Consider the following 26,262-nt stretch of genomic DNA (forward strand, 5'->3'; position numbering starts at 1 on the left):
GTGTTGTCCCGACGGCGCGGGTTCCGACATCGCCCCCTGCGACGCGATGGCCGCGCGGTCGCGCCCTGCCGTCCGGGGACGGCGGTCGCGACCGCGCGGGTCGTGCTGTGCGCCCGGCCGGTCCCGCGTGGGGTCAGGTCCGGGCGGCTGCGTTCACCAGCGGGCGGCGTTGTTCCGCTCGGTGCTCTGGTACTCCTCGCCGGAGGTGGACACGGCGCGACCGACGTCGGCGAGCAGCGCCTTCATGTCGGTCAGCGCGGCCTCCCACTTGGCCTTGGCGGCGGTGTAGGCGGTGGAGGCCTCACCGGACCAGTTGGCGCGCAGCGGCTGCAGCGAGGCGTCCAGGTCGTGCAGACGCGACTCGATGTTGCTCGCGGAGGCCTGGATGTCGGCGGCGGCGGTCGACAGACCCCCGAAGTTGACCTTGAGGTCGCTCATCGTCTGATCCTCTCCCGATCAGCCCAGCCGGCCCTGAAGGCGGCTCATGGCGGACTGCTGGGCCTCGTCCGACGCGGTGTACGTCGACTGCGAGGTGAGCAGGTTGGACTCGAACTCGTTGAGCGCGGACACGATCTTGTTCGCGTCCTCGCGCCAGCGGGCCATGAGCTGGTTGAACGCCACGGCGCCCTGACCCTGCCAGTGCGACCCGATGCTGGAGAGCTTGCCCTCCAGGCTGCCGAGCTCGCTCTTCAGCTCGCCGCGGCTCTGTGCGACCGCGTCGGCGCCCTGCTTGAGTGCGCCGTCTGCTGCGGAAACCTCTGCTGCCATGTCCACCTCCCCCTACACGGCCCGGTGGGCCTTGCGTGACGTGCGCCCGGTCGGCGCCGCCTGAACCGAGCACACGTCCCGGACCGATCGCAGGCTACTTCACAGGTTCGGATCACGTCAGGTGAGGTCACCCGACCTGTGGACGACCACGCTGACCGGTGTCATGGTTCACCCGTTCGGCCCAGCACCAACTGGGTGATCCGTCAACTATCGACCGATTTGTCCTACCCGATCCGGTGCCCGCGCAAGCCCCCTGGGTGCGCGGGCCGACGGCGGCCGCGACGCGGTGCGTCGGCGGGGTGCCACCCGGACGGACCTGCCCCCGCCGGTCCGGGGCGGCCGGAGTCCCACCCCGTCGCTATGCTGACCGCCGACCTGCCCAGGGATTACAGGGGACCCCATGACAGACGCACCCACCTCCGCGACGTCCGTCGGGACGCTCGTGCGGGTGTCGGTGACCGCGGGGGACCGACGCCTCGACCTCGGGGTCCCCGGCGCCGTGCCGATGGCCGAGGTCGTGCCCGGCCTCGCCCGGCAGCTCGGCCTGCTCGACGCGACGACGGCGCACGGCGGCTACCGCCTGGTCCGCGCCGACGGCACGCCGATCGACTCCGCGCGCAGCCTCCTGGCCGAGGGCGTCGCCGACGGCGCGGTCCTGACCCTGGAGTCCGGCGCACGCCGCGAGCAGGAGCGGATCTACGACGACGTCGTGGAGGCCGTGGCCGACGCCGTCGAGCACCAGTACGCGCCGTGGACGCCGCGCGACTCCGCGCTCAGCGCCGCGTGGGCGTCGGGGGCGCTGCTGCTGGCGGGTGCCGCGCTGCTGCTCGGTGCGGACCAGGCGTCGCTGGTCCCGCCGGTCGTCGCCGCGCTCGCCGCGGTGCTCGCCCTCGTCGCCGGCGCCGTCATCGGCCGGGTGGGCACGGAGCCCGCCGCGGGCCGGGTGCTCGTGCTGGTCGCGCCGGTGCTCGCGGGCGTCGCCGGGCTGACCGCCACGTCCACCCCGCCGTCGTGGGGCTGGCCGGCCGCGCTCGCCGGCACCGGGGTGCTCGTCGCCGGGCTGCTCGGGATGCCCGCGCTGGTCGACCGCCGCGAGCTCAGCGCGGCACCGCTCGCCGGCGGCCTGGCCGTGGCGGTCGCCGGGACGGCGATCGCGCTGACCGACGCCCGACCGGGCGAGGTGCTGGCCGTGGTCGTCGCCGTGGTCGCGACCGCCAGCATCGGCGTGCCGTGGCTCGCGCTGTCGAGCACGCCGCTGCGGGTCGTCTCGCCGCGCAACGACGCCGAGATCCTCGCGGACCCGCCCGCGGTGCAGTCGGCGCGCGTGCAGGCGCAGCTCGCCGCGGGGCACCGCATCCAGGTCGCGCTGCGCGTGGCGATCGGGGCGCTGGCGCTGCTGGCGACGCCCGCCGTCGTGCAGACCGGGATCGCCGGGACCGTCCTGCTCGTGCTCGCGTCCGCGGGCCTCCTGCTCGCCACCCGGCAGACGTACTCCCGCCTCGACGTGCTGCTGACCGTGAGCATCTCCGTCATCGACCTGGTGGTGGTGGCCGTCGTCGCCGCCGCGCAGCACCCGTCGTGGCGTCCGCTCCTGGTGGTCGTCGCCGGCGCCGCCGCCGCCCTGGTCATCGGGCTCGGCCTGGTCGCGCCGCGCCGCCGCGTCGGCCTGGCGCGGCTCGGCGACTTCCTCGAGATCCTCTGCCTGGCGCTGCTGCTGCCGCTGGGCGTGACCGCGGCGGGCCTGGTCTGACCCGTGGCCTCCAAGCGTGACCTCGTCGAGGCGCAGACCTACAGCCGCCGGCGCCTGCTCACCGCGTTCACCAGCGGCGCCCCCGGCGGGCGCGAGCTCGAGCCCACCAAGCCGCTGCGCGGCGTCGTCGCCGGCGTCTCGCTGAGCGTGCTGCTGGTGCTGGGCAGCCTGGGGCTCGGCCTGCTCAGCCCGTCCCTGGCGGACGGCTGGGACGACCAGTCGCTGGTCATCGTCGAGGGCGACGGCAGCCGGTACGTCGGCATCCAGGGGACGCTGCACCCCGTGCTCAACGTGACCAGCGCGCGCCTGGTGCTCGACTCGGGGTCGTTCCACGTGGTCGACGTCAGCGAGGACGACATCACCGACGCCCCCCGCGGCGCGACCATCGGCATCCCGGGCGCCCCCGACGAGCTGCCCCTCGCCGGCCGGCTGACCTCGACGGGCTGGCTCGCGTGCGTCGCCCCCGACGGCACGACCGCGCTCGGGATCGACCCCGACACCACCGCCACCCCCGCCGGCCCCGGCACCGGTGCGCTGGTCGAGGTCGCCGGGACGCTCTACCTCGTCAGCGAGGGCACCCGGCACCGCATCCCCACCGGCGACGAGGCCGCCGTGCTGCGCGCCCTCGGCATGGACACCGCCGAGCCGCTGGCCGCAGGCGCGGACTGGCTCAACCTCGTGCCCGCCGGCACCGACCTCGCGCCGCTCACGGTCGCCGACGCCGGCTCGTCGGCGCTGCCGCAGGGCGGTCTGCCGATCGACACGCGGGTGGGCACGGTCGTCGAGGTGTCCGGCACCGGCGACGGGACCCGTCGCTACGTGGTCGACGCCCAGGGCGAGCTCGCCCCGCTGTCCGACCTCGCGTACCCGCTGTACCTGCTCGGCGCCGGGGACCTCGCGACGACGCCGCTGCAGGTCACGCCGTCGGAGATCGCCGCCGTGCGCACGTCCACGACGCCCGTCGCCCCGGCCGACCTGCCCGCGGCGGTCCCGACGCTCCCCGGTGCCGGCGCCACGACCTGCGTCGCGCTGACCACCGGCGACGCGGGGGAGTCCGTCGACCTGGTCGTCCGCGAGGGCGCACCCGTCGAGCCCGGTGTGCGCGTCGCCCCCGGGTCCGGCGCCCTGGTGCGCGCGCAGAGCGCCGACGGCGCCGCGGCGACCGTCCGGCTGGTCGACGGCTCGGGTCGCGCGTACCCCGTCCCCGACGCGTCCGACGAGGTGCTCGCCCGCCTCGGCTACACGCCCGACGACGTCACCCGCGTGCCCCCGGCCTGGGCGGACCTGCTGCCCACCGGGCCGTCCCTGACCGTGGAGGCCGCCGCGACCGAGGTGTCCGGCGGGACCGCCGCCGGCTCGACCGGGACGGCGACCGGCACCCAGACCGGCACCGGCACCGCGACCGGCACCGCGACCGGGGCGCCGTGACCCTCGCGCACGGCGGCCCGGCCCGGCGTCGCGCCGCCGTCACCGGGCTGCTCGTCGCGCTGACGCTGCCCGCGTCGGGCCTCGCCGCCGCGGCGGCAGCCCCCGCGACCACGGTCCCCGCCGCCGCGGGTCGGCAGTGCGACCAGGCCGTCGTCACCTACGTCCCCGACTCGCCGCCCGCGCTCACGCGGCTCGCCGCGCAGCGCGCCTGGTCCTCGGCGACCGGCGCCGGCGTGGTCGTCGGGGTCGTGGACTCGGGAGTCGACAGCCGGAACGCGCACCTCACCGACGCGGTGCTCCCGGGCGTCGACCTGGTCGGCGTCGCGGGCGACCCGACCGGTCGCACCGACACCGCCGGGCACGGCACCGCGGTCGCGGGCCAGATCGCGGCGCGGCCCGTGACGGGGTCCGGGGTGGTCGGTCTGGCGCCGGACGCGACCGTGCTGCCGGTCCGCGTGTACTACGCCGACGACGACCAGGCCCGCGAGCAGGGCGTCGCGCCGGACGCGGGGCGGATCGCCGCGGGCATCGACGCCGCGGTCGCCGGCGGGGCCCGGGTCGTCAACGTCTCGATGAGCACGCCGGTCGACACCCCCGCGCTCGCGGAGGCGGTGCAGCGCGCGACCGCCGCCGGTGCGCTCGTCGTGGCCAGCGCCGGCAACCGCACCACGAGCTCCGACGAGACCGACGGCCCCCGCTACCCCGCGGCCTACGAGGGCGTGCTGGCCGTGACGGCGGTCGACGTCGACGACAACCCGTCCGGCGACGCCATCCACGGCGCGCACGTGGACGTGGCGGCCCCGGGGACGAACATCCTCACCGCGTTCCACGCGGCGGGCGACTGCATGCTGTCCGGCGACGGGGTCTCCACCAGCTTCGCGACCGCGTACGTCAGCGCGGCGGCTGCCCTGCTGGTCCAGCGGTACCCCGAGGAGACGCCCGCGCAGTGGGCCCACCGCCTCGAGGTCACGGCCGCGCGCGACCAGCCCGCGGCACGCGACGACCTCGTCGGCTGGGGCGTCGTCCGCCCGGACGAGGCGCTCGCGTTCGTGGACGACGGCACCGCCCTCGGCCCGCCCAGCCCGGTGCACGCCGCCGCCGCGGGGGAGGCCGCGGACGCCCGGACGGTCGACGTGTCGCCGCGGGTCGACCCGCTGGCCGGGGCGCGTCGGGCCGCGGTGTGGTGGGGGATCGCCGGGGCTGCGGTGGTGCTGCTCGCCGCGCTCGGCGCGCGCGTCACGGGCCGACGACGCCGGGGCTGACCGCGGCACGCTGCAGCCGCTGGGCGCGCTGCGTGCGCAGCCCGTCGACGGTCAGCACCACCAGCGCCACCCACACCAGCGCGAATCCCCACCACCGCGCGGGCGCCATGGTCTCGTGCAGCACCAGCACCCCGATCGCGAACTGCAGCACCGGCGCGACGTACTGGAGCATCCCGACGACGCTGAGCGGCAGCCGGCGCGCGGCCTCGCCGAACAGCAGCAGCGGCAGCGCGGTCGCGACCCCCGTGCCGGCGACGGCGAGCGCGTGCCAGCCCCCGTTGACCCCGAACGTCGCGTCGCCGGTCTGCTGCAGCCAGAGCAGGTAGACCAGCGACGCGGGGGCCAGGACCAGCGTCTCGGCGGCCAGGGCCGGGGCGGCGGTGACGCTGCGCCCGACGCGGTTCTTCAGCAGGCCGTAGACGCCGAACGAGCCGGCCAGCGTCAGCGCCACCCACGGCAGCCGCCCGAAGCCGAGGGTGATGACGAGCACCGCCACCCCGCCGAACGCCAGCGCGACCCACTGCAGGGGACGCAGCCGCTCGCGCAGCACCAGCACCGCGAGCCCGACGGTCACGAGCGGGTTGATGAAGTACCCGAGCGCCGCGTCCACCACGTGCCCGCTCAGGGCGGCGAACACGAACGTGAGCCAGTTGACGGCGAGCAGCACCGCGGCGGTCGCGACCAGGCCCATCGTGCGGCCGGACCGCAGGACGGTGCCGAGCGCGCGCCACGTCCGGGTGAGGCTGAGCACCGCGGCGCAGAACACCAGCGACCACAGCACCCGGTGCGCGACGACCTCGACCGCGCCGGACGGCTTGAGCAGCTCGAAGTACAGCGGGAGCACGCCCCAGAGCAGGTAGGCGCCGAGGCCGGTCGCGAGGCCCCGGGGGTCGAGCGCGGTGGCGGGTGCGGCGGGGGGTGCGACGGGGGTCGGGGAGCTCACGCGCCGACCGTAACGCCCCCGCGGCAGGGGGTCGGTCGGGCGGCGGGGGCAGGTCCGCAACTTGGCAGGAGTTCGAGGCCCGCTGGCGCAGTGAGGTCGGCCTTACACTGGGGCGCACCACCCGGTGAGTGCAGCGCCGGGCGACGGCCGTGACGTCCTCAGCGATGCCGCCGGAGCCCCGCCCGCGCCGGGACCTCGAACACGGAAGGCACCTGCGTGAGCTCGAACCGCCCTGTCCGCGTGGCCGTCGTCGGCGCCGGACCCGCCGGGATCTACGCCTCGGACATCCTGTCCCGCTCCGGTCTGGACGTGTCCATCGACCTGATCGAGCGGCTGCCCGCGCCGTTCGGCCTGGTGCGCTACGGCGTCGCGCCCGACCACCCCCGGATCAAGCAGATCATCGTGGCCCTGCACAAGGTGCTGGAGCGCGGCGACATCCGGCTGCTGTGCAACGTCGACTACGGCACCGACCTCACGCTCGAGGACGTGCGCCGGCACTACGACGCGGTGATCTTCGCGACCGGCGCCATCAAGGACGCCGAGCTGGGGATCCCGGGCATCGACCTGGACGGCTCGTACGGCGCCGCGGACTTCGTGTCCTGGTACGACGGGCACCCCGACGTGCCGCGCACCTGGCCGCTGACCGCGCAGCACGTGGCCGTCCTGGGCGCCGGCAACGTGGCGCTCGACGTGGCGCGGGTGCTCGCCAAGCACGCCGACGACCTGCTGCCGACCGAGGTGCCGGCGAACGTCTACGAGGGCTTGAAGGCCAGCCCGGTCACCGACGTGCACGTCTTCGCGCGTCGCGGGCCGGCGCAGGCCAAGTTCTCGTCGCTCGAGCTGCGCGAGCTCGGCCACGTGCCGGACGTCGACGTGGTCGTCTACCCGGAGGACTTCGACTTCGACGAGGGCTCGGTCGCCGCGATCAACTCGTCCAACCAGACCAAGCAGGTCGTGAAGACCCTCACGGACTGGACCCTGAAGGACCCCGAGGAGATGACGGCGAGCCGTCGCATCCACCTGCACTTCCTGCACCGGCCCGTCGAGGTGCTCGGCGAGGACGGGAAGGTCGTCGGGCTGCGCACCGAGCGGACCGCGCTCGCGGGCGACGGCAGCGTCGCCGGGACCGGGCAGCTGCACGACTGGGACGTCCAGGCCGTCTACCGGGCGGTCGGCTACTTCGGGTCGCCGCTGCCCGACATCCCGTTCGACCACGCCGCGGGCGTCATCTCGAACCGCGAGGGCCGCGTCGTCGGTGCCGACGGCGAGCCGGTGCCCGGCGTCTACACGACGGGGTGGATCAAGCGCGGGCCGGTCGGCCTGATCGGGCACACGAAGTCCGACGCGAGCGAGACCATCCGGCACCTGGTCGAGGACGCGGGCGACGTCGACGCGCCCGGCAACCCGTTCCTGTCGGCCACCGAGCCCGACCCGGCGGCCGTGGTCGACGCGCTCACGGGTCGCGGCGTCGAGGCCATCGAGTGGTCCGGCTGGGAAGCTCCTGGACGCGTACGAGCGCCAGCTCGGCGAGCCGCACGGGCGCGAGCGCGTGAAGGTCGTGCCCCGCGAGGACATGATCCGGATCGCGCTGGCCCGGGCCGCCGCGGAGGCCTGACCCGCCCGCGTCCCCGCCGCCCCGCCGCCCCGCCGCCGGCGCAGAGTGGAAGGTCCCTGCCCGACACGCCCGGCGTGTCCGGCAGGAACCTTCCACCCGGGTGGGGCGGCGGCGTCACGCCGCCAGGGGCAGCCGCCCGGGGGCCGTGGCCCGGACCGCCGCGGCGACCGGCAGGGTGAGGCCGATCAGCACCACGGCGACGGCCAGCGACCCGAGCACGACCGGGTCGAGCACCGGCAGCGGGACCCCCAGCAGCCCCTGCCCGACGCCGAGCAGCGCGGGGAGCACGCTGGCGACCCCGACCACCAGCGCCGTCACGGTGAGCAGCACGGACTCCGCCGCGACCATCCGCACCAGCTGCCGGCGGGTCGCGCCCGTCCGGCGGAGCAGCGCGAGCTCGGCGCGGCGGGAGCCGACCAGCTGGACCAGCGCGTTGCCCGCGCCCACGGCGACGAACGCGAGGAGCGCGACCAGCAGGGCCAGGGACAGCCCCTGCTCCCCGGCCGCCGCCTCCCGGACCGACCGGGCGTAGCCGGCGACGTCCGTGGGGTCGAGCCCGGCGTCGGCCACGGCCGCCCGGACGCCCGGCACGTCACCGGGGGAGTCGGTCCGGACCAGCAGCGTCGCGTCGGACGCCCCGGCCGCGAGACCGGGTCCGACCAGGTAGTCGCCGAGGCCGAGTCCCCGCTCGTACACGGCGACGACGGTCAGCGTCCGCTCGGCGTCGCCGAGACGCACGTCCACCGGGTCGCCGACCGCGGCGAGTCCGGTGAGCGCCGCCTCGCTGCTCAGCGCGATCGTGCCCTCCCGCGCCAGGTCGTCGAGCGACCCGGCCCGCACGTCGGCGTCGACCAGCGCCGTGCCGACCGGGACGGTGCGCAGCACGGTGGCCTCCCACGACAGGTCCTCGAGGAACGGCAGGTCCTCGTCGTCCTGGTCGACGCGCACCTGAGCGGGGAGCAGCGCCGTGGTGCCCACCTCGGCGACACCGGGCAGGGCGGCGACCGTCGCGGCCTGCGCGTCGGTGACCCCGTCGGGGGCCTCGACCACCAGGTCGGCGGCCAGGGACGCGCGCACCTGCTGCTCGCCCGCGTCCAGCACGGCGCCGTTGACGCCGGACTGCACGGTCCCGAGCGCCAGCAGCAGCGCGAGCGGGACGACCACGCCGGTCAGCCGCCGGGAGAAGCCGCGGGCGTTCGCCAGCGCGAGCGTCGCCGCCGCCCGCGGCCGGCCGGCCGTCAGCGCGAGCCCGCGCTCGGCGGCCCACCCGACCAGCAGCGGCCCGATCAGCGCGGCCGCGATCAGCAGCAGGAACGCCGAGGTGGTGGCCGCCGCGCTGCCGAGCAGGCCCGGCGCGACGAACGGCACCCCCGCGACCACCAGTCCGCCCACCGCGAGGACGGCCGCGGCGGTCGCCCGCACCCGGGACACGCCGCGCGGCTCGACGGCCGACCGCTGCACGGCGCTCGCCGGGCTGAGCCGGGCGCTCTCCCGCCCGGCGAGCCGCGCGCCGAGCAGTGCGGTCGGCACGAGGAGCAGCAGCGTGCCGAGCACCGGCCAGGGGGACAGCGGCACCGCGGACCCGGCGGGGACGATGCCGCCGGACTCCAGCACCCCGCGCAGCAGCGGCGCCAGCCCCAGCCCCGCGACGGCACCCACCGGCGCGGCCACGGCGAACACGAGCAGCACCTCGGCGGTGACGAGCTGCCGCACCTGCCGGGTCGTCGCCCCGACGGCGCGCAGCAGCGCGAACTCCCGGCCGCGGGGTCGCAGGGCGCCGGCGAACGTCGACGCGACGACCAGCAGCGCGATCAGCACCGCGGTCCCCGCGAACGACGACGCTACGGTGACCAGCAGCGACGCGGCCGGGTCGGTCGACCCGGCGGCGAGCCGGATCCCGGCCTCGATCCACACGCCGGTGGCGGTGAGCAGCGCGGCCGCGAGGGCCACGACCAGCGCGCTGCCCGCCATGCTCCCGCGGTGCACGCGCACGGCGGAGCGGGCGGACGACCACACGGCGCTCATCGGCCCAGCACGATCATGCGGGCCGTGACCTGCTCGGCCGTCGGCGCGTCGAGGTGACCGGCGAGCCGGCCGTCCGCGAGGAACAGCACGCGGTCGGCCGCCGCGGCGACGTGCGCGTCGTGCGTGACCAGCACGAGGGTCTGCCGCAGGGTCGTGGCGGTGTCCCGCAGCACGTCCAGCACCTGCGCGCCGGTGTGCGAGTCGAGGGCGCCCGTCGGCTCGTCGGCGAACACGACCGCGGGGCGCGTGATGAGCGCCCGGGCGATCGCGATGCGCTGGGCCTGGCCGCCGGACAGCTCGCCGGGGAGCCGGTCGCCCATGCCCTCCAGCCCGACGGCGGCCATCAGGTAGCGCCGCAGGTGCGCGTCGACCGGGCGGCCGCCGAGCAGCAGCGGCAGCGCGATGTTCTCGTCGACCGTGAGGTGCCCGACCAGGTTGTAGGACTGGAACACGAACCCGATGCGGTCGCGCCGCAGGCGGGTCACCGCGTCCGGCGACATCGCGGTGAGCTCCGCGCCGCCGACGACCACCCGCCCGCTGGTGGGGGCGTCCAGGCCGGCCGCGCAGTTCAGCAGGGTCGACTTGCCGGAGCCCGAGGGCCCCATCACGGCGGTGAACGAGCCGGGCGCGAGGGCGAGGGTCACGCCGGCGAGCGCGGCGACGCTGCCCCCGCCGTTCGGGTACGAGCGGCGGACGTCGTCGAGCAGGACGGCCGGCGGGGCGTCGTCCGACGGCTGCGGCGCGGGGTCGTGGGTGGGGCTGAGTGCGGTCATGGTGCTGCTCCTCGGGGGCCGTCGGGACACGTGCTTCGTCCCTGACGACGCTAGGAACCCGCGCGGCGCGCCTCCAGGTGCCTGCGACGGAACCTGCGACCGGCGTCCTGCGACGGAGGTCGTGCGACCTGCGACGGAGCCGGCCGCCGCTGTCGCCGACCGGTGCTGCGCGGGTCCCGGTCAGCCCGTGACGCGGCGGAGGAACTCCTGGGTGCGGGGCTCGCGCGGGGCGCCGAGGACCTGGTCCGCGGGGCCGCGCTCGAGGATGCGGCCCTCGTGCAGGAAGCAGACCTCGTCGGCCACGTGCCGCGCGAACGCCATCTCGTGGGTGGCGACGACCATCGTCGTGCCCTCGTCCTTGAGCTCCCCGAGCAGGTCCAGCACCTCGCCGACGAGCTCCGGGTCGAGCGCGCTCGTGACCTCGTCGAGCAGCATCAGCGCCGGCTGGGTCACCAGCGACCGGGCGATGGCGACGCGCTGCTGCTGGCCGCCGGACAGCTCGTCGGGGAACGCGCGGGCCTTCGCGCCGAGGCCGACGCGCTCGAGCACCGCGGCGGCGCGCTCGCGGGCCTCGCGCCTGCCGACCTTGTGCACCAGCCGGGGCGCGAGCGCCACGTTGTCCAGCACGCGCAGGTGCGGGAACAGGTTGTACGCCTGGAACACCATGCCGATCCGGGCGCGGACCGCGTTCGCGTCGACGCGCGGGTCGGTGACCTCCTGGCCGTCGACCTCGATGACCCCGTCGTCAACCTCCTCCAGCAGGTTGATGCAGCGCAGCAGCGTCGACTTGCCCGAGCCCGACGCGCCGATCAGCACGACGACGCGGTGCTCCTCGACGTCGAGGGACAGGTCGTCGAGCACGACGTGGTCGCCGAACGCCTTGCGGACGCCGGACACGCGCAGCAGCGGGGCGGTCACCGCATCGCCCCCGCCCCGGCGAGGCCGCTCTGCGAGCCCAGCCAGCCGCCGCGCCGGGCGAGCGCGTCGGTGAACCGGGTCAGCGGGATCGTCAGCAGCACGAACAGCACGCCGGCGACGACGTACGGGGTGAAGTTCGCGTAGGTGGCCGTCTGGATCTGCGCGGCGCGCACGGCGTCGACCGCGCCGAGGATCGAGATGAGGCCGGAGTCCTTGGACAGCGCGACCAGGTCGTTCAGCAGCGGCGGGACCACCCGGCGCACGGCCTGGGGGAGCACGACGTGCCGCATCGTCTGCCCGCGGCTGAGCCCGAGCGAGCGGGCGGACGCGATCTGCGAGGGGTGCACCGACTCGATGCCGGCGCGGAACACCTCGGCGACGTACGCGGAGTAGGTGAGCACCAGCGCCAGCCCGCCGAGGACGACCGCCGACGTCGGGACGCCCTGGAGCCGCAGCCCGGGCAGCCCGAACCCGACGAGCAGCAGCACGAGGATCAGCGGCAGACCGCGGAACACGTCCACGTACCCGGTGGCGAGCGCGCGCAGCGGGAAGAACGCCGGCCCGCGCAGCGTGCGCGCCAGGGCGAGCAGCAGGGCGACGACCACGATCAGGACCGCGCAGACCGCCATCACCCGGACGTTCAGCCACAGGCCCTCGAGGACCTTCGGCAGCGCCGCCCACGCGACCTCGGGGTCGAGGAACGACTGCCGGACCCGGGGCCAGCCCGGCGAGCGGACCAGCGCCAGCACCGCGACGCCGGCGACCAGGACGGTGCTGACCAGCGCGACCGCGGTCGACCGCCGGGTCTGGGTCCGCCGGTACGCGTCCCGGTCACGCTGCCGCTCGGACGGCACCCACCCGGTGCGGGGGGTGCCGTCCTCGGGCACCGGCACTACTGCAGGACCGGCGCGCCGGCCGCGTCGGTGAGCCACTGCGCCTCGAGGTCGGCGAGCGTGCCGTCCTCGCGCAGGGCGTCGACGGCGTCGGTGACCGGACCGGTCAGCGCGGAGCCCTTGTCGAGCACGAGGCCGAGCTGGTCCGCGTCGTCGCCGGCCGGCAGCTGCCCGACGAGCACGCCGCCGTCGAGCTCCGCCGCCGTGATGTAGAGCGCCGTGGGCAGGTCCACCACGATCGCGTCGACCAGGCCGGCGGTGAGCGCCTGCTTCACCTGGTCGTTGTCGTTGAACACCTGCAGGTCGGTCGTCGGGTCGATCGCCGCCTGCGCCACGGCCAGGCTGGTGGTGCCGACCATCGCGCCGAGCTTCAGGTCCTTCAGCTCGGCGAGCGTCGTCGCGCCGGCGGCCGCGGTGCCCTCGAGCGTGACCACGGCCTGCGCCGTGTCGTAGTAGGACGACGAGAAGTCGAGGTTCTCGGCGCGCTCCGGGCTGATCGACACCTGGTTGATCGCGAAGTCGAAGCTCTTCGCCCCCGGCGCGATGATCTGGTCGAACGTCACCGGCACCCACTCGACCTGGTCGGCGTCGTACCCGAGCTCCTCCGCGACCGCGTACGCGACGGCGGACTCGAAGCCCTCGCCGCTGGTCGGGTCGTTGTCGACCACCCACGGCTCGTACGCCGGGTCGGAGGTGCCGATCGTCAGGACGCCGTCGGTCAGGGTCGCGAGCGACCCGTCGGAGGCGGTGGCGTCGCCCGACGAGCCGGAGCCCTCGTCGACGGGGGCGCACGCCGCGAGCGCCAGCGCGCTCGCGGCGGCCAGGGCAAGGACTCGGGCAGTGCGCACGGTGGTCTCCTCGGGGGGGTGCGGGATGTGCGGGGGACAGCGTAGGGGAACCGTTCGGGGCGGCACGGCGTTGTCCTCCCTGCGGGACGGATCGACGCCCGCGCGGGTGCTGACACGGAAGGACGCACATGGGACACCGGCACTACAACGGCCTCAAGACGGCGCTGCTGTTCGGCGTGCTCTGGGCGGTGCTGCTCGGCATCGGCACGTTCGTGGCGAACGGCCGGTTCATCTTCCTGTTCGCCCTCGCCGGGGTCGCGATGACCGCGTACTCCTACTGGAACTCCGACAAGATCGCGATCCGCGCCATGCACGCGCGCCCGGTGTCGGAGATCGAGCAGCCCGCGATGTACCGGATCGTCCGCGAGCTTCTCCACGGCCGCCCGCCAGCCGATGCCCCGCCTCTACGTGTCCCCGACGGCCGCCCCCAACGCGTTCGCGACGGGCCGTAACCCCCGCAACGCCGCGGTCTGCTGCACCGAGGGCATCCTCGCGATCCTCGACGAGCGCGAGCTCCGCGGCGTGCTCGGCCACGAGCTGATGCACGTCTACAACCGCGACATCCTCACCTCGTCCATCGCCGCGGCCGTCGCCGGGGTCATCACCTCGGTCGCGCAGTTCGCGCTGTTCTTCGGCGGCGGCAACGACCGCGAGCGCGGCGGCAACCCGATCGCGGCGCTGCTCATGGTCTTCCTCGCGCCGCTCGCCGCGACGCTCATCCAGCTCGCGATCAGCCGCACCCGCGAGTACGACGCCGACGAGGACGGCGCAGCCCTCACCGGCGACCCGCTGTCGCTCGCGTCCGCGCTGCGCAAGCTCGAGCGCGGCACCCAGGCCCGGCCCCTGCCGCAGGAGCGGGACCTCGTCGACGTGTCGCACCTGATGATCGCGAACCCGTTCAAGGGCGCCGGCATCGGGCGGATGTTCGCCACCCACCCGCCGATGGACGACCGCATCGCCCGACTCGAGCGGATGGCGGGCACCGGGGGGATCGAGCGGTACTGACCTGAGCGGCGGTCCTGATCGCGATCTCAGGGTCAGCAGCCGGGCACCACGGGCGCTCCCCCGGGCGAGGCGGCCGTCGCTTGCAGTGAGCTCTGCTGCTCCGGCGTCAGATCGTCCACCGTCAGGGCGGTCGCTCCCTGGATGACCGTGACGCTCGACAGCGCGACCCCCGGGCGTCCCTGCTGGAGGAGGCCGAGCGTCTGCACCAGGACGCATCGTGCGTCCGCGTCGGGTGCGACGACGACGTCCCCTTCATAGCGGGACCCGTTGCCGAACGAGTTGTCGAACTCGACGTCGGAGGAGTCGACCCCGTCGAGTGTCGCGATGGCGTGCAGGATCACGTCGTCCCGGGCGAGGGCGTCGTCCTGACGCTGCTCACCGACACACCCCGACACGGCGAGCACGCCCAAGGCGAGCGCGAAGGCGACCAGTGCTCGAGAGCGGCTCACCGAGTCACGTCCTCACGACCGGATGCGAGCGCTGCAGCGGTGACGCCGAGGGTCTGGTCCAGCACGCACAGAGCGTCGGCCTCGTCGTCGACGACCACGGTGCGCATGTACCCGGGCGCGTTCCCGAAGTTCGAGCTCCCAGCGCAGGTCGGCGCTCTCCACCCCTGGCAGGTCGGCGATCTGCCAGAAGAGCACGACGTCCGGGGCCGGGCCGTTCACCTCGCTGCTGAGGCCCGGGGTGCACGCGGCGATCGAGGCGAGCGCACGGCTCGCGTTCCTCCGGCTCATCTGGTGGTTCGAGTGTCCGCGATCCTGGGGGGATCTCACGGTCCGGAACCACCAGGGACGTGCGACCGTGCTCGGGATGCCGCAGCGTCCTCCACCCCGACTGTGGCCGGTGAGCATGACGCTCGCTCCCCTCGGTACCCCCGGCTGCGCGCGTCGCGGCGCTGACCCGGCTCTGCGTGCGGGTCCGTTCGCCAGACACCAGTCGGATGTTGGTCGTCGGGCCAACGGTGTCGTCGTCTCGTCGTGGCAGCCGTTGCCGAACGAGTCGTCCGCGCGTGGCCTGAGCTGTTCGCTGCGACCGGCTGCGCCGCCACACGCGTCGAGGCCGGCGCGGGAACCGGTCGGGCGCCTCGGCCCAGGACGCGGCTGGCGTCCGGTTCACGGCGTCTGCTCGGCTCGCGGCGCCACGCCGAGATCTGTGCCGGCGCAGTCCGGAACGGACGGACGGGTGTCGGACAGGGGGGTCAGGTCCGCGAGCCCGCTCCGTGCCGCGAACGCCAGATCGTCCAGTCGGATGACGAGGTCGCCCTGGGCGACGGAGACGTACGCGGTGTCCGCACCCGGACGGCCCTGGCTGAGGAGTCCGAGGGTCTGGTACAGGACGCACTGAGGATCCGCCGCGGCCTCGACATCGACACGGCCCGTGTACATACGGCTGTTGCCCAGCGAGTCCTGCCACACCAAGCTGGAGGATGTCACCCCGTCGAGCTCGCCCACCGCGGCGAACAGGGTCGCATCCGGGATCCGGCCCTCTGGCTCCGCAGCGGCACACCCTGCGACGGCGGTGAGGATCAGGACCGTGCTGACCCAACGCCTCATCCGCTCATCCTGTCACGTGCCAACGGGTGACGGTGGCCGGCCCGGAGAAGAACCTCTCCTGCTGCTCCAGCCACTGCTGGAGGCTCGGATCGCTCGAGTAGTCGATCAGACGCCCCGTGTCGGCGTACACCGCTGTGTCGTGGGCGTCCCCTACGCCAGCAGTGCGGTCCAGGGCTACACCGCTTGGCGTCGGATCGGGAACGGAGTAGTCCGACTCGGGTAGCGATCGCTCGACGGTTACCCAGTTCGGCCGGTCAGGGTTCTCGCGACCTTCGAGCATCGGGACGGCATCCTGGTCGTGCTCCAACGACAGCACGGCGACGGAGTCGGGGATGTCGAATCGAGCGACTGGCGAACCTCCAGTCACGACACTCCGCACCGAGAACTCGTCGAGGAACGCAGAGTCCGACGCGAGAGCCGCAGCGGTGATGCCACCTTGGCTGTGGCCGGTGAGCATGACCGGATCTCCGGGCTGGACTCCGGCATGACGCATCGCATCGGCGACCTTGCTCTCCATGAGCGTCTCGTGACCTGCCATGAGCCGGACGTTGGTCGTCAGGTCCACGGGGTTGGTTCCTCGCGTGGGGGCCCACTCCTGTGTGCCTGGGATCTGGACGACCCACGAGCTCGTCCCGTCGTCACCGACGACCTGGGTGATCTGGATCTGGCCGTGACTGGACTCGACGCCGAGGCTGCGCTGCTCGCGGAAGAGGTCACGGACCGACCGCGGTGCGTGATCCGTGCTGACCACCTGCTCACCAGCGGTGGCCCCGCCGGCACCCGTGTCCTGAAAGACCCCGAACATGCCCCCGGCGTTGACCAGCCCGCCCACGGCGTCCTCGTAGGACCCGGTCGGCCACTTCCCGCCGGACAGCACGTACGGCACCGTGAGCCCGCCCAACGGTCCGCCGAGCAGGCTGCCGAGCGTCCAGGTCGTGCCCTGGACCATGCTCGGGGCCATCTTCGTCAGGCTTTCCAGCAGCCACGGGCTGTCGTAGAGCGTGTCCATCGCCCCGGCCTGCAAGGCCGCCGGGTCGGTGTTCCGGAGGGCGAGTGCGAGCAGCGGCCACGACCCGGGCGTGCGGAGCGCGGTGAGTCCCCCTCCGGCGAGAAGCAGGCCGCCGCCGAGCACCAGTCCGGGCAGTGCCGCTCCCAGGGCGAACCCCGCGACGTTCTGGAGGGCCTCCATGATCCGCTGCTGGGAGGCGTCGACGAACTCGTACGTGGTCGCCGATGCGCGCAGCACGACCGCGGACGACTCCAGTCCCGCGGAGACGATCATGAGCCCGTCCGGACCCACCGTCGCCGCAGCGACCGACGTGGCGACCTGGGCGACCTCCACCGGGCAGAGCAGCGCCGCGCCGGTGATATCCGGGCTGAGGGCCGTCGCCGCCACGAGACCGCTCCAGGTGCGGACGTCGTTGCCCGCCGCGTCCAGCAGCCCGGCCTGGGACCGGAGGTCCTGCAGGCGGGCACCAAGTCCGCCCGCGCCGCCGTTGACGACCAGGCCGTCGCTCATGCGAGCCCCTCCCCGTCGGCGGCTGCGGCGAACCGACCCGTGAGGTCGTAGAGCAACGCGGCACGGATGTCATCCAGCGTGCGAGGCGTGTGCACGATGCGGGCGTCAGGGGTCCTGGTGAGCTCGAGCCACCCGGCGTCGCAGCGCAGCAGGCTGAGGGTGGAGACGTCCTCGCGTCCGCGACTGCCCACGGAGACGACCAGGCTGCCGTCCGTGGTCCGGACCGCGGCGTCGACGACGGCCGGCACCCCGTCTGTCCCGAGCTCGGCGCACAGGGTGTCGACGACCGTGGCGTCTCCGGTGCGCAGAGCCTGCGCGAGCGCGATGGTGAGCTCCTCGGGCACGACGGCCGGTGCTGCCGCGACGCGGACCGGGGCCGCGGGGACGTGTCGCAGGACCTCGTCGACGAGGTTCTCGACGGGGAACGTGCTCACCTCGACGCCCGGGCGCGGCGTCGTGCCCTCGAAGCCGGCTGCTGGGGCGAGGTCCACACCCCGGGCGAGGGCCGACCCGGTCCGGGCGTCGGACCAGAGGACCGCGAGCAGCGCGCGCGAGCTCACGGCGGCCGCTACCTCGACGGTGACGACGGCGGCGCCTCCGGCCTCGACCGCGGCGCGGAGCACGGGGTCGACGTCCGTCGGCTCGGCTCGCTCGCCGCCGTCGGCGTGCACCACGGGCACCCCGCGCACGGGTGTGGCGTCCGGGTCCGGCTCCTCGAACCCGCTCGGGCCGACGGGCTCGACCTCCGAGCCGTCACGGTCCACGGGCAGGACCGATGCCCAGCCGGGCAACCCGGCGACGCCGGCGCTCGCCCACGCCCACTCACGCTCGTCGAGCCGTGCGCGCAACGCCCCGTCCATCGGGGTCAGGCCGCGGCGGGTCATCGTCGCCCGATGCGGTCAGCGAGCCCGGACCAGTTCGGTGCCCCCGGAGCGGGCAGACCACCGGCGATCGTCCGGAGGACCCCGTGGGCCGCTTCCCTTGCCGCCCGCTCCGTCCCGCTCAGCACGTCGTCGGCCACGTCGGCGAGCCGGCTGACGGTGCGCCGGGCGTCATCCACCCGGTCCTCGACGAACTGCATCGCCTTCCGGATCGCCTGCTGGCGCGCCTCGAGCTCGTCGGCGAGGCTGTCGAGCGCCGACGCGGTGCCGAGCATCTCGTCACGGGCCGCCGCGACCCGCAGCCCGTGCTCCGCGAGCCGCTCGCGGTACCGGTCCGCGGCGACACCGACCCACTCGATCCCCGCGCCGGCGCGCACGCGTTCGCCGGTCCGCCCGACGTCCTCGGCCAGCGCGCGCAAACCGCGGGCGTGCGCTCGGATCGCCTCCGGATCTCCCCCTGCTGCCATGCGACGGAGTGTAGGGACTGGTCACAGCCGCGGAGCAAGTCCGCTCGCCCGACCTGGGGACGACGGACGGGGGAGGTCACCGGGCCTGCGGCTCCTGGCCACCGCCGAGGAAGGACCGCCGCGCCGAGACAGGGCCTCGTGCGGCCCGTTCTCGGCGCGGCAGTCCTGTCTCGGCGTCCCCTGCGGGTCAGCGGTAGTTGATGAACTGCAGCGCGGCGTCGATGTCGTCCGCGCCCTTGAGCAGCGCGATCACGGCCTGCAGGTCGTCGCGGGCCTTGGACGTCACGCGGACCTCGTCGCCCTGGATCTGCGTCTTGACGCCCTTGGGGCCCTCGTCGCGGATCAGCTTGGTGACCTTCTTGGCGATCTCGGAGGACAGGCCCTCCTTGATGGTGCCCTCGAGGCGGTACTCCTTGCCGGACGGCTTGGGGTCGCCGTCGCCGGTGTCGAGCGCCTTGAGCGAGATGTTGCGCTTGATCAGCTTGGTCTGGAAGACGTCCAGGACCGCGCGCACCCGCTCCTCGGAGTTGGCGACCATGACGATCTTCTCGCCGCTCCAGGCGATGGACGCGCCGACGCCCTTGAAGTCGTACCGCTGGGCGATCTCCTTGACGGCCTGGTTCAGCGCGTTGTCGACCTCCTGGCGGTCGACCTTGCTGACGACGTCGAACGACGACTCGCTCGCCATGACTCCTCCTGACGTGGGGTGCGGGTGTGCTGCTCGGGGCGGGCCGCGGACTCGTTTTCCGTCTGGGCCCGAACCCTTGCTATCCTTCCATCCGCACGTCGTCGACGCAGTCACCGACGAGCACACCCCGGCGGGTTACCCGAGTGGCCAAAGGGGGCTGACTGTAAATCAGCTGGCAACGCCTACGGGGGTTCGAATCCCTCACCCGCCACGTTGCACGACAGGGCGTCCTCCTCCGGGAGGGCGCCCTGTCGCCGTCCCGGGCCCGTCCGGGCGGGTCGCGAGGGCCGATTTCGCACCACCCCGAGGACCGTGTAGCCTAGTCCGCGCTGCCCCGATAGCTCAGTGGTAGAGCACTTCCTTGGTAAGGAAGAGGTCACGGGTTCGAATCCCGTTCGGGGCTCTGTGGTGTGTCGCAGGTCAGGATGCGTCCTGACCTGCGACGTCACCCGAGGCGGGGTAGCTCAGTTGGTGAGAGCGCACGACTCATAATCGTGAGGTCGCGGGTTCGAACCCCGCCCCCGCTACCGCAAGTGACACACCGTGCGTCGGTCGACGCGCGTCGACCAGGGATCGAGCGCCGCAGGCGCGAGAGGTGGCAACAAGATGGCCAAGAGCACGGACGTCCGTCCGAAGATCACGCTCGCCTGCACGGAGTGCAAGGAGCGGAACTACATCACGAAGAAGAACCGTCGGAACGACCCCGACCGTCTCGAGATGAAGAAGTTCTGCCCGCGCGACGGCAAGCACACCGTCCACCGCGAGACCCGCTGACCCAGCGCACCACCGTGGCCGTCAACCCTGAGTACGCCGGACGGGCGTACGCGCCGAACGAGGCGTACGAGGTCGGCCGCGAGAAGCTCCGCGAGTTCGCGGAGGCGGTCGGGGCACTGCACCCGGCCCACACGGATGTCGACGCGGCGCGAGCACTCGGGTACCCCGATGTGATCGCGCCGCCGACGTTCGCCGTGGTCGTCGCCCAGCGTGCCGAGGCCCAGCTGATCGAGGACCCCGGGGCGGGCATCGACTTCAGCCGCGTGGTGCACGCCGACGAGCGGTTCATCCACCACCGCCCGATCCACGCCGGGGACCGCCTGGTCACGGTCCTGCACGTGGACTCGGTGACCGAGCGCGGCGGGTTGTCGATGGTGACGACCCGTGCCGTCATCGCCGCGGAGGACGGGGAGCCCGTCGCCACGGTGACGTCCACGCTCGCAGTCCGGGGGGAGGACGCCTGATGGCCCTGCCCGCGCTCGCCGACCTCGCCGTCGGCCAGGAGGTCGGCCGCCGCGAGATCGCGGTCGACCGCGCGCGCCTCGTCCGGTACGCCGGCGCCAGCGGCGACTTCAACCCGATCCACTGGAACGAGCGGTTCGCGACCGAGGTCGGCCTGCCCGGCGTCATCGCGCACGGCATGTGGACGATGGGCGCCGCGGTCGGCGTCGTGTCGGACTGGCTGGGCGACCCCGGCGCGGTCCTCGACTACCAGACCCGGTTCGCCCGACCCGTGCCCGTCGCGGACCCCGAGGGTGCGACCGTCGAGGTCGTGGCCACCGTCGGCGCGCTCGACGAGGAGTCCCGCACCGCCCGGGTCGACCTCGTGGTCACCGCCGCCGGCACCCGCGTGCTGGCCAAGGCCCAGGTGCTGGTCCGCCTCTCCTGAGCGGCGCCCCCCGTCAGCCCCGCGGGGCCGGGCCCGTCGTGGTGCCCGTGCGCAGCTCGACCGGCAGCACCGCGTCCGCCGGCGTCCCGCCCGCGAGCAGCGCCTCGATCGCCCGGCCGACGGTCGCGCCCTTCTCGGCGATCGGCTGTACGACGGTGGTGAGCACGTCCGGGGCGAGCCACGGCAGGTCCAGCCCGTCGAACCCCGCGACCGAGACGTCCTGCGGCACCCGGAGCCCGAGCTTCCCGGGCGCCGAGCACGACGCCCGACGCCAGCAGGTCGGACTGCGCGACGACGGCGGTCGGTCGGGTGGCGGCGGGCCCGGACAGCAGGGCGTGGGCGGCGGCGGTGCCGTGCTCGACCAGGGACGCCGGGGTCTCGTAGACGGCGGTGGGGGTGACGCCGGCGTCGTGCACGCCGTCGAGGCGGCGACCGGCGATGGTCCAGGTGATCCCGGCGATCCGGTCGGCGTCGGCGAGGGCGCTGCGCCGCGCCGGGCCGAACGGCAGCGTCACCGTCGCGATGCGCTCGTGGCCGAGGTCGACCAGGTGCCGGGTGAGCTCCGCGACGCCCGCGCGGTCGTCGATGCCGATGGTGACCACGCCGGGCAGGTCGTGCCCCTCGACGACGACCACCGGGATGCCGCGGCGGCTGAGCGCCTGCAGCGCGGGGTCGTCCAGCGTGCCGCCCCAGATGAGCACGGCGACGTCCATCGCGGCCGACTCGATCAGCGGGTCGACGGGCGGCTGGTCGGGGCCGGTGGGGCCGGGGATGAGCAGGACGCCGAGCCCGAGCGGGCCGAGGGTGTCGACCAGGCCGTCCAGCAGCTGCACGGACACGGGGTCGCGGAACGACCGGCGCAGCGCGTCGCCGACGACCACGCCGACGATCCCGGACCGCCCGCTGCGCAGCTGGCGGCCCAGCGGGTTGGGCCCGGAGTAGTCGAGGGCGGCCGCGGCGTCCAGGACGCGCTGCCGGGTGGCGTCGGCGATCGGACCGGCGCCGGAGAACGCGAGCGAGGCCGTGGAGACCGAGACGCCGGCGGCGGAGGCCACGTCGGCGAGGGTCGGTCGCTGGGACACCGGGGGCCTTTCGACGGGGGCGCGGGGTGAAGCGCGTCACGGCCCGCAGGAGGCTGTTGACGCCGCCGCCAGCGTACCCGCAGACTGAAACCCATCCCCGAATCGATTCGACCGTTCGCCTCCGCGCCGGGATCGAATCGATTCGAAAGATCCCTTCACCTCCGTGTGACCACCCCCTTGCACCGACCTGGAGATGCCGTGAGCCAGCCGCGGGCCCGTACCGGCCGCGCCCCCCTTCGTCCGGCCAACCGCCGACCCCGCCCCGAGGGTCCCGTGACCGGAGCACGCCGCCCCGGCCGCACCGGCCGGGGCGCGTCCGCGCACCTGCCCGTCGACCCTGCGGTCCAGCGGGCACGGTGGCTGCTGATGGGGCTGTTCGCGCTCAGCGGGCTGATGCTCTCCGGCTGGCTCGCCCGGCTGCCCGCGGTCCGCGACGCCCTCGACCTCGGCACCGCCGAGCTCGGCGGGCTGCTGATCGCGGGGTCGATCGGGTCGCTCGCGACGGTGTCGGTGGCGGGCGCGCTGGTGAACCGGTTCGGCGGCCGCGTGGTGCTCTACCTGTCGATGGTGGCGTTCGCGGCCGCGTACGTGCTCATCGGTCTCGGTCCCACGCTCGGCTCGGTGCCGGTGCTCACCGCGGGCATCTTCCTGTCCGGTGTCGGCTTCGCGATCGGCAACGTGCCGCTGAACGTCGAGACCGCGGCGGTCGAGCGGCGGATGGGGCGCACGGTCCTGCCGCAGTTCCACGCCGCGTTCTCGATCGGGTCCGTGCTCGGGTCCGGCATCGGCGCGCTGTGCGCCGTGGCCGACGTGCCCCTGCTCGCGCAGTTCACCGCGACCGCCGTGATCGGGACGGTCTGGCGGCTGCTGTCCGTGCCGGGCGCGGTCATCGAGTCGCTGCCGGCCGACCGGTCCGGCGCCCGCGCGGCCCGCGAGGCCCGCGCCGAGGGCCGCAGCCCGCGCGAGGCCGGCCTGGCGGGTCGGCTCCGCGCCGCCCGCGTCCGCCGGGTCGCCCGGCCGGGCTCGTCGCTCGGGGCGTGGCGCGAGCCCCGCACGCTGCTGATCGGCGTGGTCATCATGTCCGCCGCCCTCTCGGAGGGTGCCGCGAACGACTGGCTCGCCCTCGCGGTCGTCGACGGGTTCGACCAGGTCGAGGCCGTCGGCGCGGCGATGTTCGGCGTGTTCGTCGGGGCGATGACCGCGGTACGGCTGCTCGGCACGCGGCTGATCGACCGCTACGGGCGGGTCGCGGTGCTCCGGGGGTCCGGGGTGGTGTCGTTCGCGGGCCTGCTGCTGTTCGGGCTCGCGCCGTCGCTGCCGGTCGCCGCGGTCGGCATCGTGGCGTGGGGCTTCGGCGCCGCGCTGACCGTCCCGCTGGGCATCGCCGCCGCGTCCGACGACCCCCTGCGCGCGGCGAGCCGGGTGGCCGTGGTCTCCGCGTTCTCCTCGACGGCGTCGCTCGCCGCCCCGCCGCTGCTCGGCCTCGCCGCCGAGCTCATGGGCACCCGGCACGCGCTGCTGCTCATCACGGTCGCGATGATCGCGTCGGTGCTGCTCGCCGGCACGGTCCGGCGCCCGGGCGCGGCGGCCGACGCCGCACAGGCGCCTGTCGACGACCCCGGCGCGCCCGTGGTCGCGACGGTCGAGCCGGCGGCCGTGCCGGCGCTGGACGGCCTCCGGGACGGCGCCCGGGAGGACGAGGCCGGCGGCTGCGTGCCGTCCGGTACCGTCCGACGGGAGCCCGCCGGCGTGCCCGTCCCGGCCCGCGGCGCCTGAGCCCGCACCTCCACCCACCCCCGACCCCGCACGACGACCGACCGTGGAGACCGCGATGACGCACCCCGCCCCGCCCGCCCCGCGGGCCGTCCGCACCGCCTCCGTGGCCGTGTTCACGGTCTTCGCGCTCGCCGGGTTCAACTTCTCGTCGTGGGCGGCGCGGCTCCCGGCCGTGCGCGACGAGCTCGGGCTGTCCGAGGGGCAGATGGGCCTGCTGCTGCTGGTCGGCTCGATCGGGTCGCTGGTGGCGCTGCCGCTGTCCGGGCTCGTGGTCACGCGGATCGGTGCGGTCAAGGCCGTCGCGGGGTTCGCGCTCGTCAACGCCACCGGGCTCACCATCGCGACGTTCGGCGCCTCGGCCGGCCAGGTCGTGGTGACCGCGGCGGGGCTGGTGGTGTTCGGCGTCGGCACCGGTGTGTGGGACGCGGCGATGAACCTCGAGGGCGCGATCGTCGAGCAGAAGCTCGGCCGCACCGTGATGCCGCGCTACCACGCCGGGTTCTCGCTCGGCACGGTGATCGCGGCCGGGATCGCCGCGGTCGCGGCGTCGGCGCGGGTCCCGGTGCACGTGCACGTGCCGGTCGCGGTCGCGCTGTCGTCGGTCGTGGTGCTGCTCGCGGTCCGCGCGTTCCTGCCCGCCGGCCAGCACGCGACGGGCGCGGACGGCGCCCCGGCCCCGCACGGCGGCCGGTCGGTCTTCGCGGCGTGGCTGGAGCCGCGGACGCTGCTGATCGGGCTCGTCGTGCTGGCCGCGGCGCTGACCGAGGGCGCCGGCAACGACTGGCTGAGCCTGGCGGTCGTCGACGGGTTCGCGCAGGACGACGCGGTCGGGGCGGTCGCCTTCGGGGTGTTCGTCAGCGCGATGACCGCGATGCGGTTCCTCGGCACGGTCCTGCTCGACCGGTACGGCCGGGTCGCGGTGCTCCGCCTGTGCGCGGGTCTCGCGCTCGTCGGCCTGCTGGTGTTCGGGCTGGTCCCGGCCGACATGCTCTGGCTCGCGCTGGTCGGCGCGGTGCTGTGGGGCATGGGCGCGGCGCTCGGGTTCCCGGTCGGGATGAGCGCGGCGAGCGACGACCCGGTGCACGCCGCGGCCCGGGTCAGCGTGGTCTCGACGATCGGGTACACCGCGTTCCTCGCCGGCCCGCCGCTGCTGGGGCTGCTCGCCGCGCACGTCGGCTACCGGCACGCGCTGCTCGCGATCGCCGTGCCGATCCTCATCGGCCTGCTCGTGGTGAACGCCGCCGCACCGGCGCGGCGCGGCGACCCGGAGCGGCCTACGCTCGTCCCGTGACCACCGCCGTGCAGCCCGCGACCTTCTCCCAGCTGACCACCCTCGGGGTGGGCGGACCCGCCGGGCAGCTGGTGGAGACCAGCACCGAGGCCGAGCTGGTCGACGCCGTGCGGGCCGCCGACGGCGACGGCACGCCGCTGCTGGTGCTCGGCGGCGGCTCGAACCTGCTGGTGGCCGACGCCGGGTTCGACGGGGTCGTCGTGCGGGACGCGCGCCGCGACATCACCACGCCGGACCACTCGGCGTGCGCGGGCGTGACGCTGACCGCCGTCGCCGGCGCCGTCTGGGACGAGGTCGTCGCGCACGCCGCGGCGCACCGGCTCAAGGGCGTCGAGGCGCTGTCCGGCATCCCCGGGTCCGTCGGCGCGACGCCGGTGCAGAACGTCGGGGCGTACGGCCAGGACGTCGCGCAGACGATCTCGACCGTGCGGGTGTGGGACCGCCAGCGCGGCAAGGTGCGCACGCTGCCGCTGGTCGACCTGCAGTTCGGCTACCGGACGTCGCTGCTGAAGCGGTCGATGCGGGCGCTGCCGGACGACGCCGACCCGGGCGCCCCGTGGTACCCGACCCCGCGGTACGTGGTGCTCGACGTGACGTTCCAGCTGCGGGTCGCGCAGCTGTCCGAGCCGATCGCCTACCCGGAGCTCGCCCGCGAGCTGGGCGTCGCCGTGGGGGAGCGGGCGCTGCTGCCGGACGTGCGCGCGGCGGTGCTGGCCCTGCGCGGCCGCAAGGGCATGGTGCTCGACGCCGCCGACCCGGACACGCGCTCGGCGGGCTCGTTCTTCACCAACCCGGTGCTGACGACCGACGACGCCGCCGCGCTGCCCGAGGGCGCGCCGCGGTTCCCGGCCGGTGACGGCCTGGTGAAGTCGAGCGCCGCGTGGCTGATCGAGCACGCGGGGTTCGGCAAGGGCTACGGCCTGCCCGGCCCGGCGGCGCTGTCGACGAAGCACACGCTCGCGGTCACCAACCGCGGCGGGGCGACGGCGGGCGACCTGCTCGCGCTGGCCCGCACGGTCCGCGACGGGGTGGCGCAGCAGTTCGGCATCACCCTGGAGCCGGAGCCGGTGCTGGTCGGCACGGCGCTGTAGCCGAGGTCGCCCCGACGGGC

The 26,262-nt window shown here is 74.8% G+C and carries 24 protein-coding genes, 3 tRNA genes and 3 pseudogenes; 14 read left to right on the top strand and 16 right to left on the bottom strand.

All coding sequences use genetic code 11. The annotated features are described in order from the left end of the window. Positions 1-153 precede the first annotated feature (153 nt). Both AC1VL8_RS06710 and AC1VL8_RS06715 read right to left on the bottom strand, forming a co-directional pair. The gene (locus tag AC1VL8_RS06710; protein ID WP_483074624.1) at positions 154-438 is read right to left on the bottom strand and encodes a WXG100 family type VII secretion target; all 285 of its coding nucleotides are present in this window, start codon (positions 436-438) and stop codon (positions 154-156) included. A gap of 18 nt (positions 439-456) precedes the next feature. After that, on the bottom strand, positions 457-768 hold the full coding sequence (locus AC1VL8_RS06715) for a WXG100 family type VII secretion target (RefSeq protein ID WP_389233199.1): 312 nt from the start codon (positions 766-768) through the stop codon (positions 457-459). A gap of 400 nt (positions 769-1,168) precedes the next feature. Here AC1VL8_RS06715 and eccD point away from each other — a divergent pair, with 400 nt between their 5' ends. From eccD to AC1VL8_RS06730, 3 genes are read left to right on the top strand one after another with little or no spacing between them, the layout of a single operon-like run. After that, positions 1,169-2,518 (top strand): type VII secretion integral membrane protein EccD, encoded by a 1,350-nt coding sequence (eccD, locus tag AC1VL8_RS06720; protein ID WP_389233196.1) that lies wholly within the window; start codon positions 1,169-1,171, stop codon positions 2,516-2,518. Between the two features lie 3 nt (positions 2,519-2,521). Then, positions 2,522-3,946 carry a type VII secretion protein EccB gene (gene eccB, locus AC1VL8_RS06725; RefSeq protein ID WP_483074625.1) on the top strand — a complete coding sequence of 475 codons (1,425 nt, stop codon included), beginning with the start codon at positions 2,522-2,524 and terminating at the stop codon, positions 3,944-3,946. Further along, the gene (locus tag AC1VL8_RS06730; protein WP_483074626.1) at positions 3,943-5,208 is read left to right on the top strand and encodes a S8 family serine peptidase; all 1,266 of its coding nucleotides are present in this window, start codon (positions 3,943-3,945) and stop codon (positions 5,206-5,208) included. The genes eccB and AC1VL8_RS06730 overlap by 4 nt, the downstream gene beginning before the upstream one ends. Here AC1VL8_RS06730 and rarD read toward each other — a convergent pair. Beyond that, positions 5,183-6,151, bottom strand: a complete 969-nt coding sequence (rarD, locus tag AC1VL8_RS06735) for an EamA family transporter RarD (RefSeq protein ID WP_483074627.1) — start codon at positions 6,149-6,151, stop codon at positions 5,183-5,185. The two genes, AC1VL8_RS06730 and rarD, sit on opposite strands and share 26 nt — an antisense overlap. 216 nt (positions 6,152-6,367) lie before the next feature. Here rarD and AC1VL8_RS06740 point away from each other — a divergent pair. Continuing rightward, positions 6,368-7,766: pseudogene (locus tag AC1VL8_RS06740) on the top strand (FAD-dependent oxidoreductase). Between the two features lie 114 nt (positions 7,767-7,880). On the opposite strand, the gene AC1VL8_RS06745 reads toward AC1VL8_RS06740, so the two are convergent. The 5 genes from AC1VL8_RS06745 to AC1VL8_RS06765 all read right to left on the bottom strand — a co-directional run bounded on the left by AC1VL8_RS06745 (position 7,881) and on the right by AC1VL8_RS06765 (position 13,223). Next, positions 7,881-9,791 carry an FtsX-like permease family protein gene (locus tag AC1VL8_RS06745; RefSeq protein WP_483074628.1) on the bottom strand — a complete coding sequence of 637 codons (1,911 nt, stop codon included), beginning with the start codon at positions 9,789-9,791 and terminating at the stop codon, positions 7,881-7,883. Then, on the bottom strand, positions 9,788-10,564 hold the full coding sequence (locus tag AC1VL8_RS06750; protein ID WP_483074629.1) for an ABC transporter ATP-binding protein: 777 nt from the start codon (positions 10,562-10,564) through the stop codon (positions 9,788-9,790). Before AC1VL8_RS06750 ends, AC1VL8_RS06745 begins: the two co-directional genes overlap by 4 nt. Before the next feature lie 180 nt (positions 10,565-10,744). Then, positions 10,745-11,482 carry an amino acid ABC transporter ATP-binding protein gene (locus AC1VL8_RS06755; protein ID WP_389233175.1) on the bottom strand — a complete coding sequence of 246 codons (738 nt, stop codon included), beginning with the start codon at positions 11,480-11,482 and terminating at the stop codon, positions 10,745-10,747. Continuing rightward, positions 11,479-12,369 (bottom strand): amino acid ABC transporter permease, encoded by an 891-nt coding sequence (locus AC1VL8_RS06760; protein WP_389233172.1) that lies wholly within the window; start codon positions 12,367-12,369, stop codon positions 11,479-11,481. The genes AC1VL8_RS06755 and AC1VL8_RS06760 overlap by 4 nt, the downstream gene beginning before the upstream one ends. Before the next feature lie 5 nt (positions 12,370-12,374). After that, positions 12,375-13,223: an ABC transporter substrate-binding protein gene (locus AC1VL8_RS06765; protein ID WP_389233169.1), complete on the bottom strand. Its 849-nt coding sequence runs from the start codon at positions 13,221-13,223 to the stop codon at positions 12,375-12,377. A gap of 128 nt (positions 13,224-13,351) precedes the next feature. Here AC1VL8_RS06765 and htpX point away from each other — a divergent pair. Continuing rightward, positions 13,352-14,228 (top strand): annotated as a pseudogene (gene htpX, locus AC1VL8_RS06770) (zinc metalloprotease HtpX). A 32-nt stretch (positions 14,229-14,260) separates the two neighbouring features. On the opposite strand, the gene AC1VL8_RS06775 reads toward htpX, so the two are convergent. The 6 genes from AC1VL8_RS06775 to AC1VL8_RS06800 all read right to left on the bottom strand — a co-directional run bounded on the left by AC1VL8_RS06775 (position 14,261) and on the right by AC1VL8_RS06800 (position 19,339). Beyond that, positions 14,261-14,677, bottom strand: coding sequence for a hypothetical protein (locus AC1VL8_RS06775; protein ID WP_483074630.1), 417 nt, complete (start codon positions 14,675-14,677; stop codon positions 14,261-14,263). Between the two features lie 666 nt (positions 14,678-15,343). Continuing rightward, complete coding sequence (locus tag AC1VL8_RS06780; RefSeq protein WP_483074631.1) at positions 15,344-15,784, bottom strand: hypothetical protein; 441 nt, start codon at positions 15,782-15,784, stop codon at positions 15,344-15,346. 4 nt (positions 15,785-15,788) lie between these two features. Continuing rightward, positions 15,789-17,303, bottom strand: a complete 1,515-nt coding sequence (locus AC1VL8_RS06785; RefSeq protein WP_483074632.1) for an alpha/beta hydrolase family protein — start codon at positions 17,301-17,303, stop codon at positions 15,789-15,791. Continuing rightward, the gene (locus AC1VL8_RS06790) at positions 17,300-18,187 is read right to left on the bottom strand and encodes a hypothetical protein (RefSeq protein WP_483074633.1); all 888 of its coding nucleotides are present in this window, start codon (positions 18,185-18,187) and stop codon (positions 17,300-17,302) included. The genes AC1VL8_RS06785 and AC1VL8_RS06790 overlap by 4 nt, the downstream gene beginning before the upstream one ends. Continuing rightward, positions 18,184-18,651 carry a putative T7SS-secreted protein gene (locus AC1VL8_RS06795; RefSeq protein WP_483074634.1) on the bottom strand — a complete coding sequence of 156 codons (468 nt, stop codon included), beginning with the start codon at positions 18,649-18,651 and terminating at the stop codon, positions 18,184-18,186. The genes AC1VL8_RS06790 and AC1VL8_RS06795 overlap by 4 nt, the downstream gene beginning before the upstream one ends. A 187-nt stretch (positions 18,652-18,838) precedes the next feature. Then, positions 18,839-19,339 (bottom strand): YajQ family cyclic di-GMP-binding protein, encoded by a 501-nt coding sequence (locus AC1VL8_RS06800; RefSeq protein WP_483074635.1) that lies wholly within the window; start codon positions 19,337-19,339, stop codon positions 18,839-18,841. A gap of 129 nt (positions 19,340-19,468) precedes the next feature. Between AC1VL8_RS06800 and AC1VL8_RS06805 the strand changes: the two genes are divergently transcribed. From AC1VL8_RS06805 to AC1VL8_RS06830, 6 genes are all read left to right on the top strand, one after another. Next, positions 19,469-19,550, top strand: a tRNA-Tyr gene (locus AC1VL8_RS06805). Between the two features lie 120 nt (positions 19,551-19,670). Further along, positions 19,671-19,742: transfer RNA gene (locus AC1VL8_RS06810), tRNA-Thr, on the top strand. A 50-nt stretch (positions 19,743-19,792) separates the two neighbouring features. Beyond that, a tRNA-Met gene (locus AC1VL8_RS06815) sits at positions 19,793-19,866 on the top strand. A 79-nt stretch (positions 19,867-19,945) separates the two neighbouring features. Next, entirely contained in the window at positions 19,946-20,113 is a 168-nt protein-coding gene (gene rpmG, locus AC1VL8_RS06820; RefSeq protein ID WP_389233160.1) for a 50S ribosomal protein L33, read from the top strand. A 14-nt stretch (positions 20,114-20,127) separates the two neighbouring features. Further along, positions 20,128-20,577, top strand: a complete 450-nt coding sequence (locus AC1VL8_RS06825) for an FAS1-like dehydratase domain-containing protein (RefSeq protein ID WP_483074636.1) — start codon at positions 20,128-20,130, stop codon at positions 20,575-20,577. Continuing rightward, complete coding sequence (locus AC1VL8_RS06830) at positions 20,577-21,002, top strand: MaoC family dehydratase (RefSeq protein ID WP_483074637.1); 426 nt, start codon at positions 20,577-20,579, stop codon at positions 21,000-21,002. Before AC1VL8_RS06825 ends, AC1VL8_RS06830 begins: the two co-directional genes overlap by 1 nt. A gap of 13 nt (positions 21,003-21,015) precedes the next feature. Here AC1VL8_RS06830 and AC1VL8_RS06835 read toward each other — a convergent pair whose 3' ends face one another. Both AC1VL8_RS06835 and AC1VL8_RS06840 read right to left on the bottom strand, forming a co-directional pair. After that, positions 21,016-21,231 carry a substrate-binding domain-containing protein gene (locus AC1VL8_RS06835; protein WP_483076199.1) on the bottom strand — a complete coding sequence of 72 codons (216 nt, stop codon included), beginning with the start codon at positions 21,229-21,231 and terminating at the stop codon, positions 21,016-21,018. A 76-nt stretch (positions 21,232-21,307) separates the two neighbouring features. Beyond that, a pseudogene (locus AC1VL8_RS06840) lies at positions 21,308-22,084 on the bottom strand (LacI family DNA-binding transcriptional regulator); the annotation flags it as partial. Positions 22,085-22,357: 273 nt separating this feature from the next. Between AC1VL8_RS06840 and AC1VL8_RS06845 the strand changes: the two are divergent. The 3 genes from AC1VL8_RS06845 to AC1VL8_RS06855 are packed head-to-tail and all read left to right on the top strand — an operon-like array spanning position 22,358 to position 26,242. Continuing rightward, complete coding sequence (locus AC1VL8_RS06845) at positions 22,358-23,860, top strand: MFS transporter (protein ID WP_389233148.1); 1,503 nt, start codon at positions 22,358-22,360, stop codon at positions 23,858-23,860. A 55-nt stretch (positions 23,861-23,915) separates the two neighbouring features. Continuing rightward, the gene (locus tag AC1VL8_RS06850; protein ID WP_483074638.1) at positions 23,916-25,151 is read left to right on the top strand and encodes an MFS transporter; all 1,236 of its coding nucleotides are present in this window, start codon (positions 23,916-23,918) and stop codon (positions 25,149-25,151) included. Next, entirely contained in the window at positions 25,148-26,242 is a 1,095-nt protein-coding gene (locus AC1VL8_RS06855; protein WP_483074639.1) for a UDP-N-acetylmuramate dehydrogenase, read from the top strand. Before AC1VL8_RS06850 ends, AC1VL8_RS06855 begins: the two co-directional genes overlap by 4 nt. Positions 26,243-26,262 lie beyond the last annotated feature (20 nt).

It is taken from the genome of Cellulomonas sp. KU4C (genome assembly GCF_056868065.1).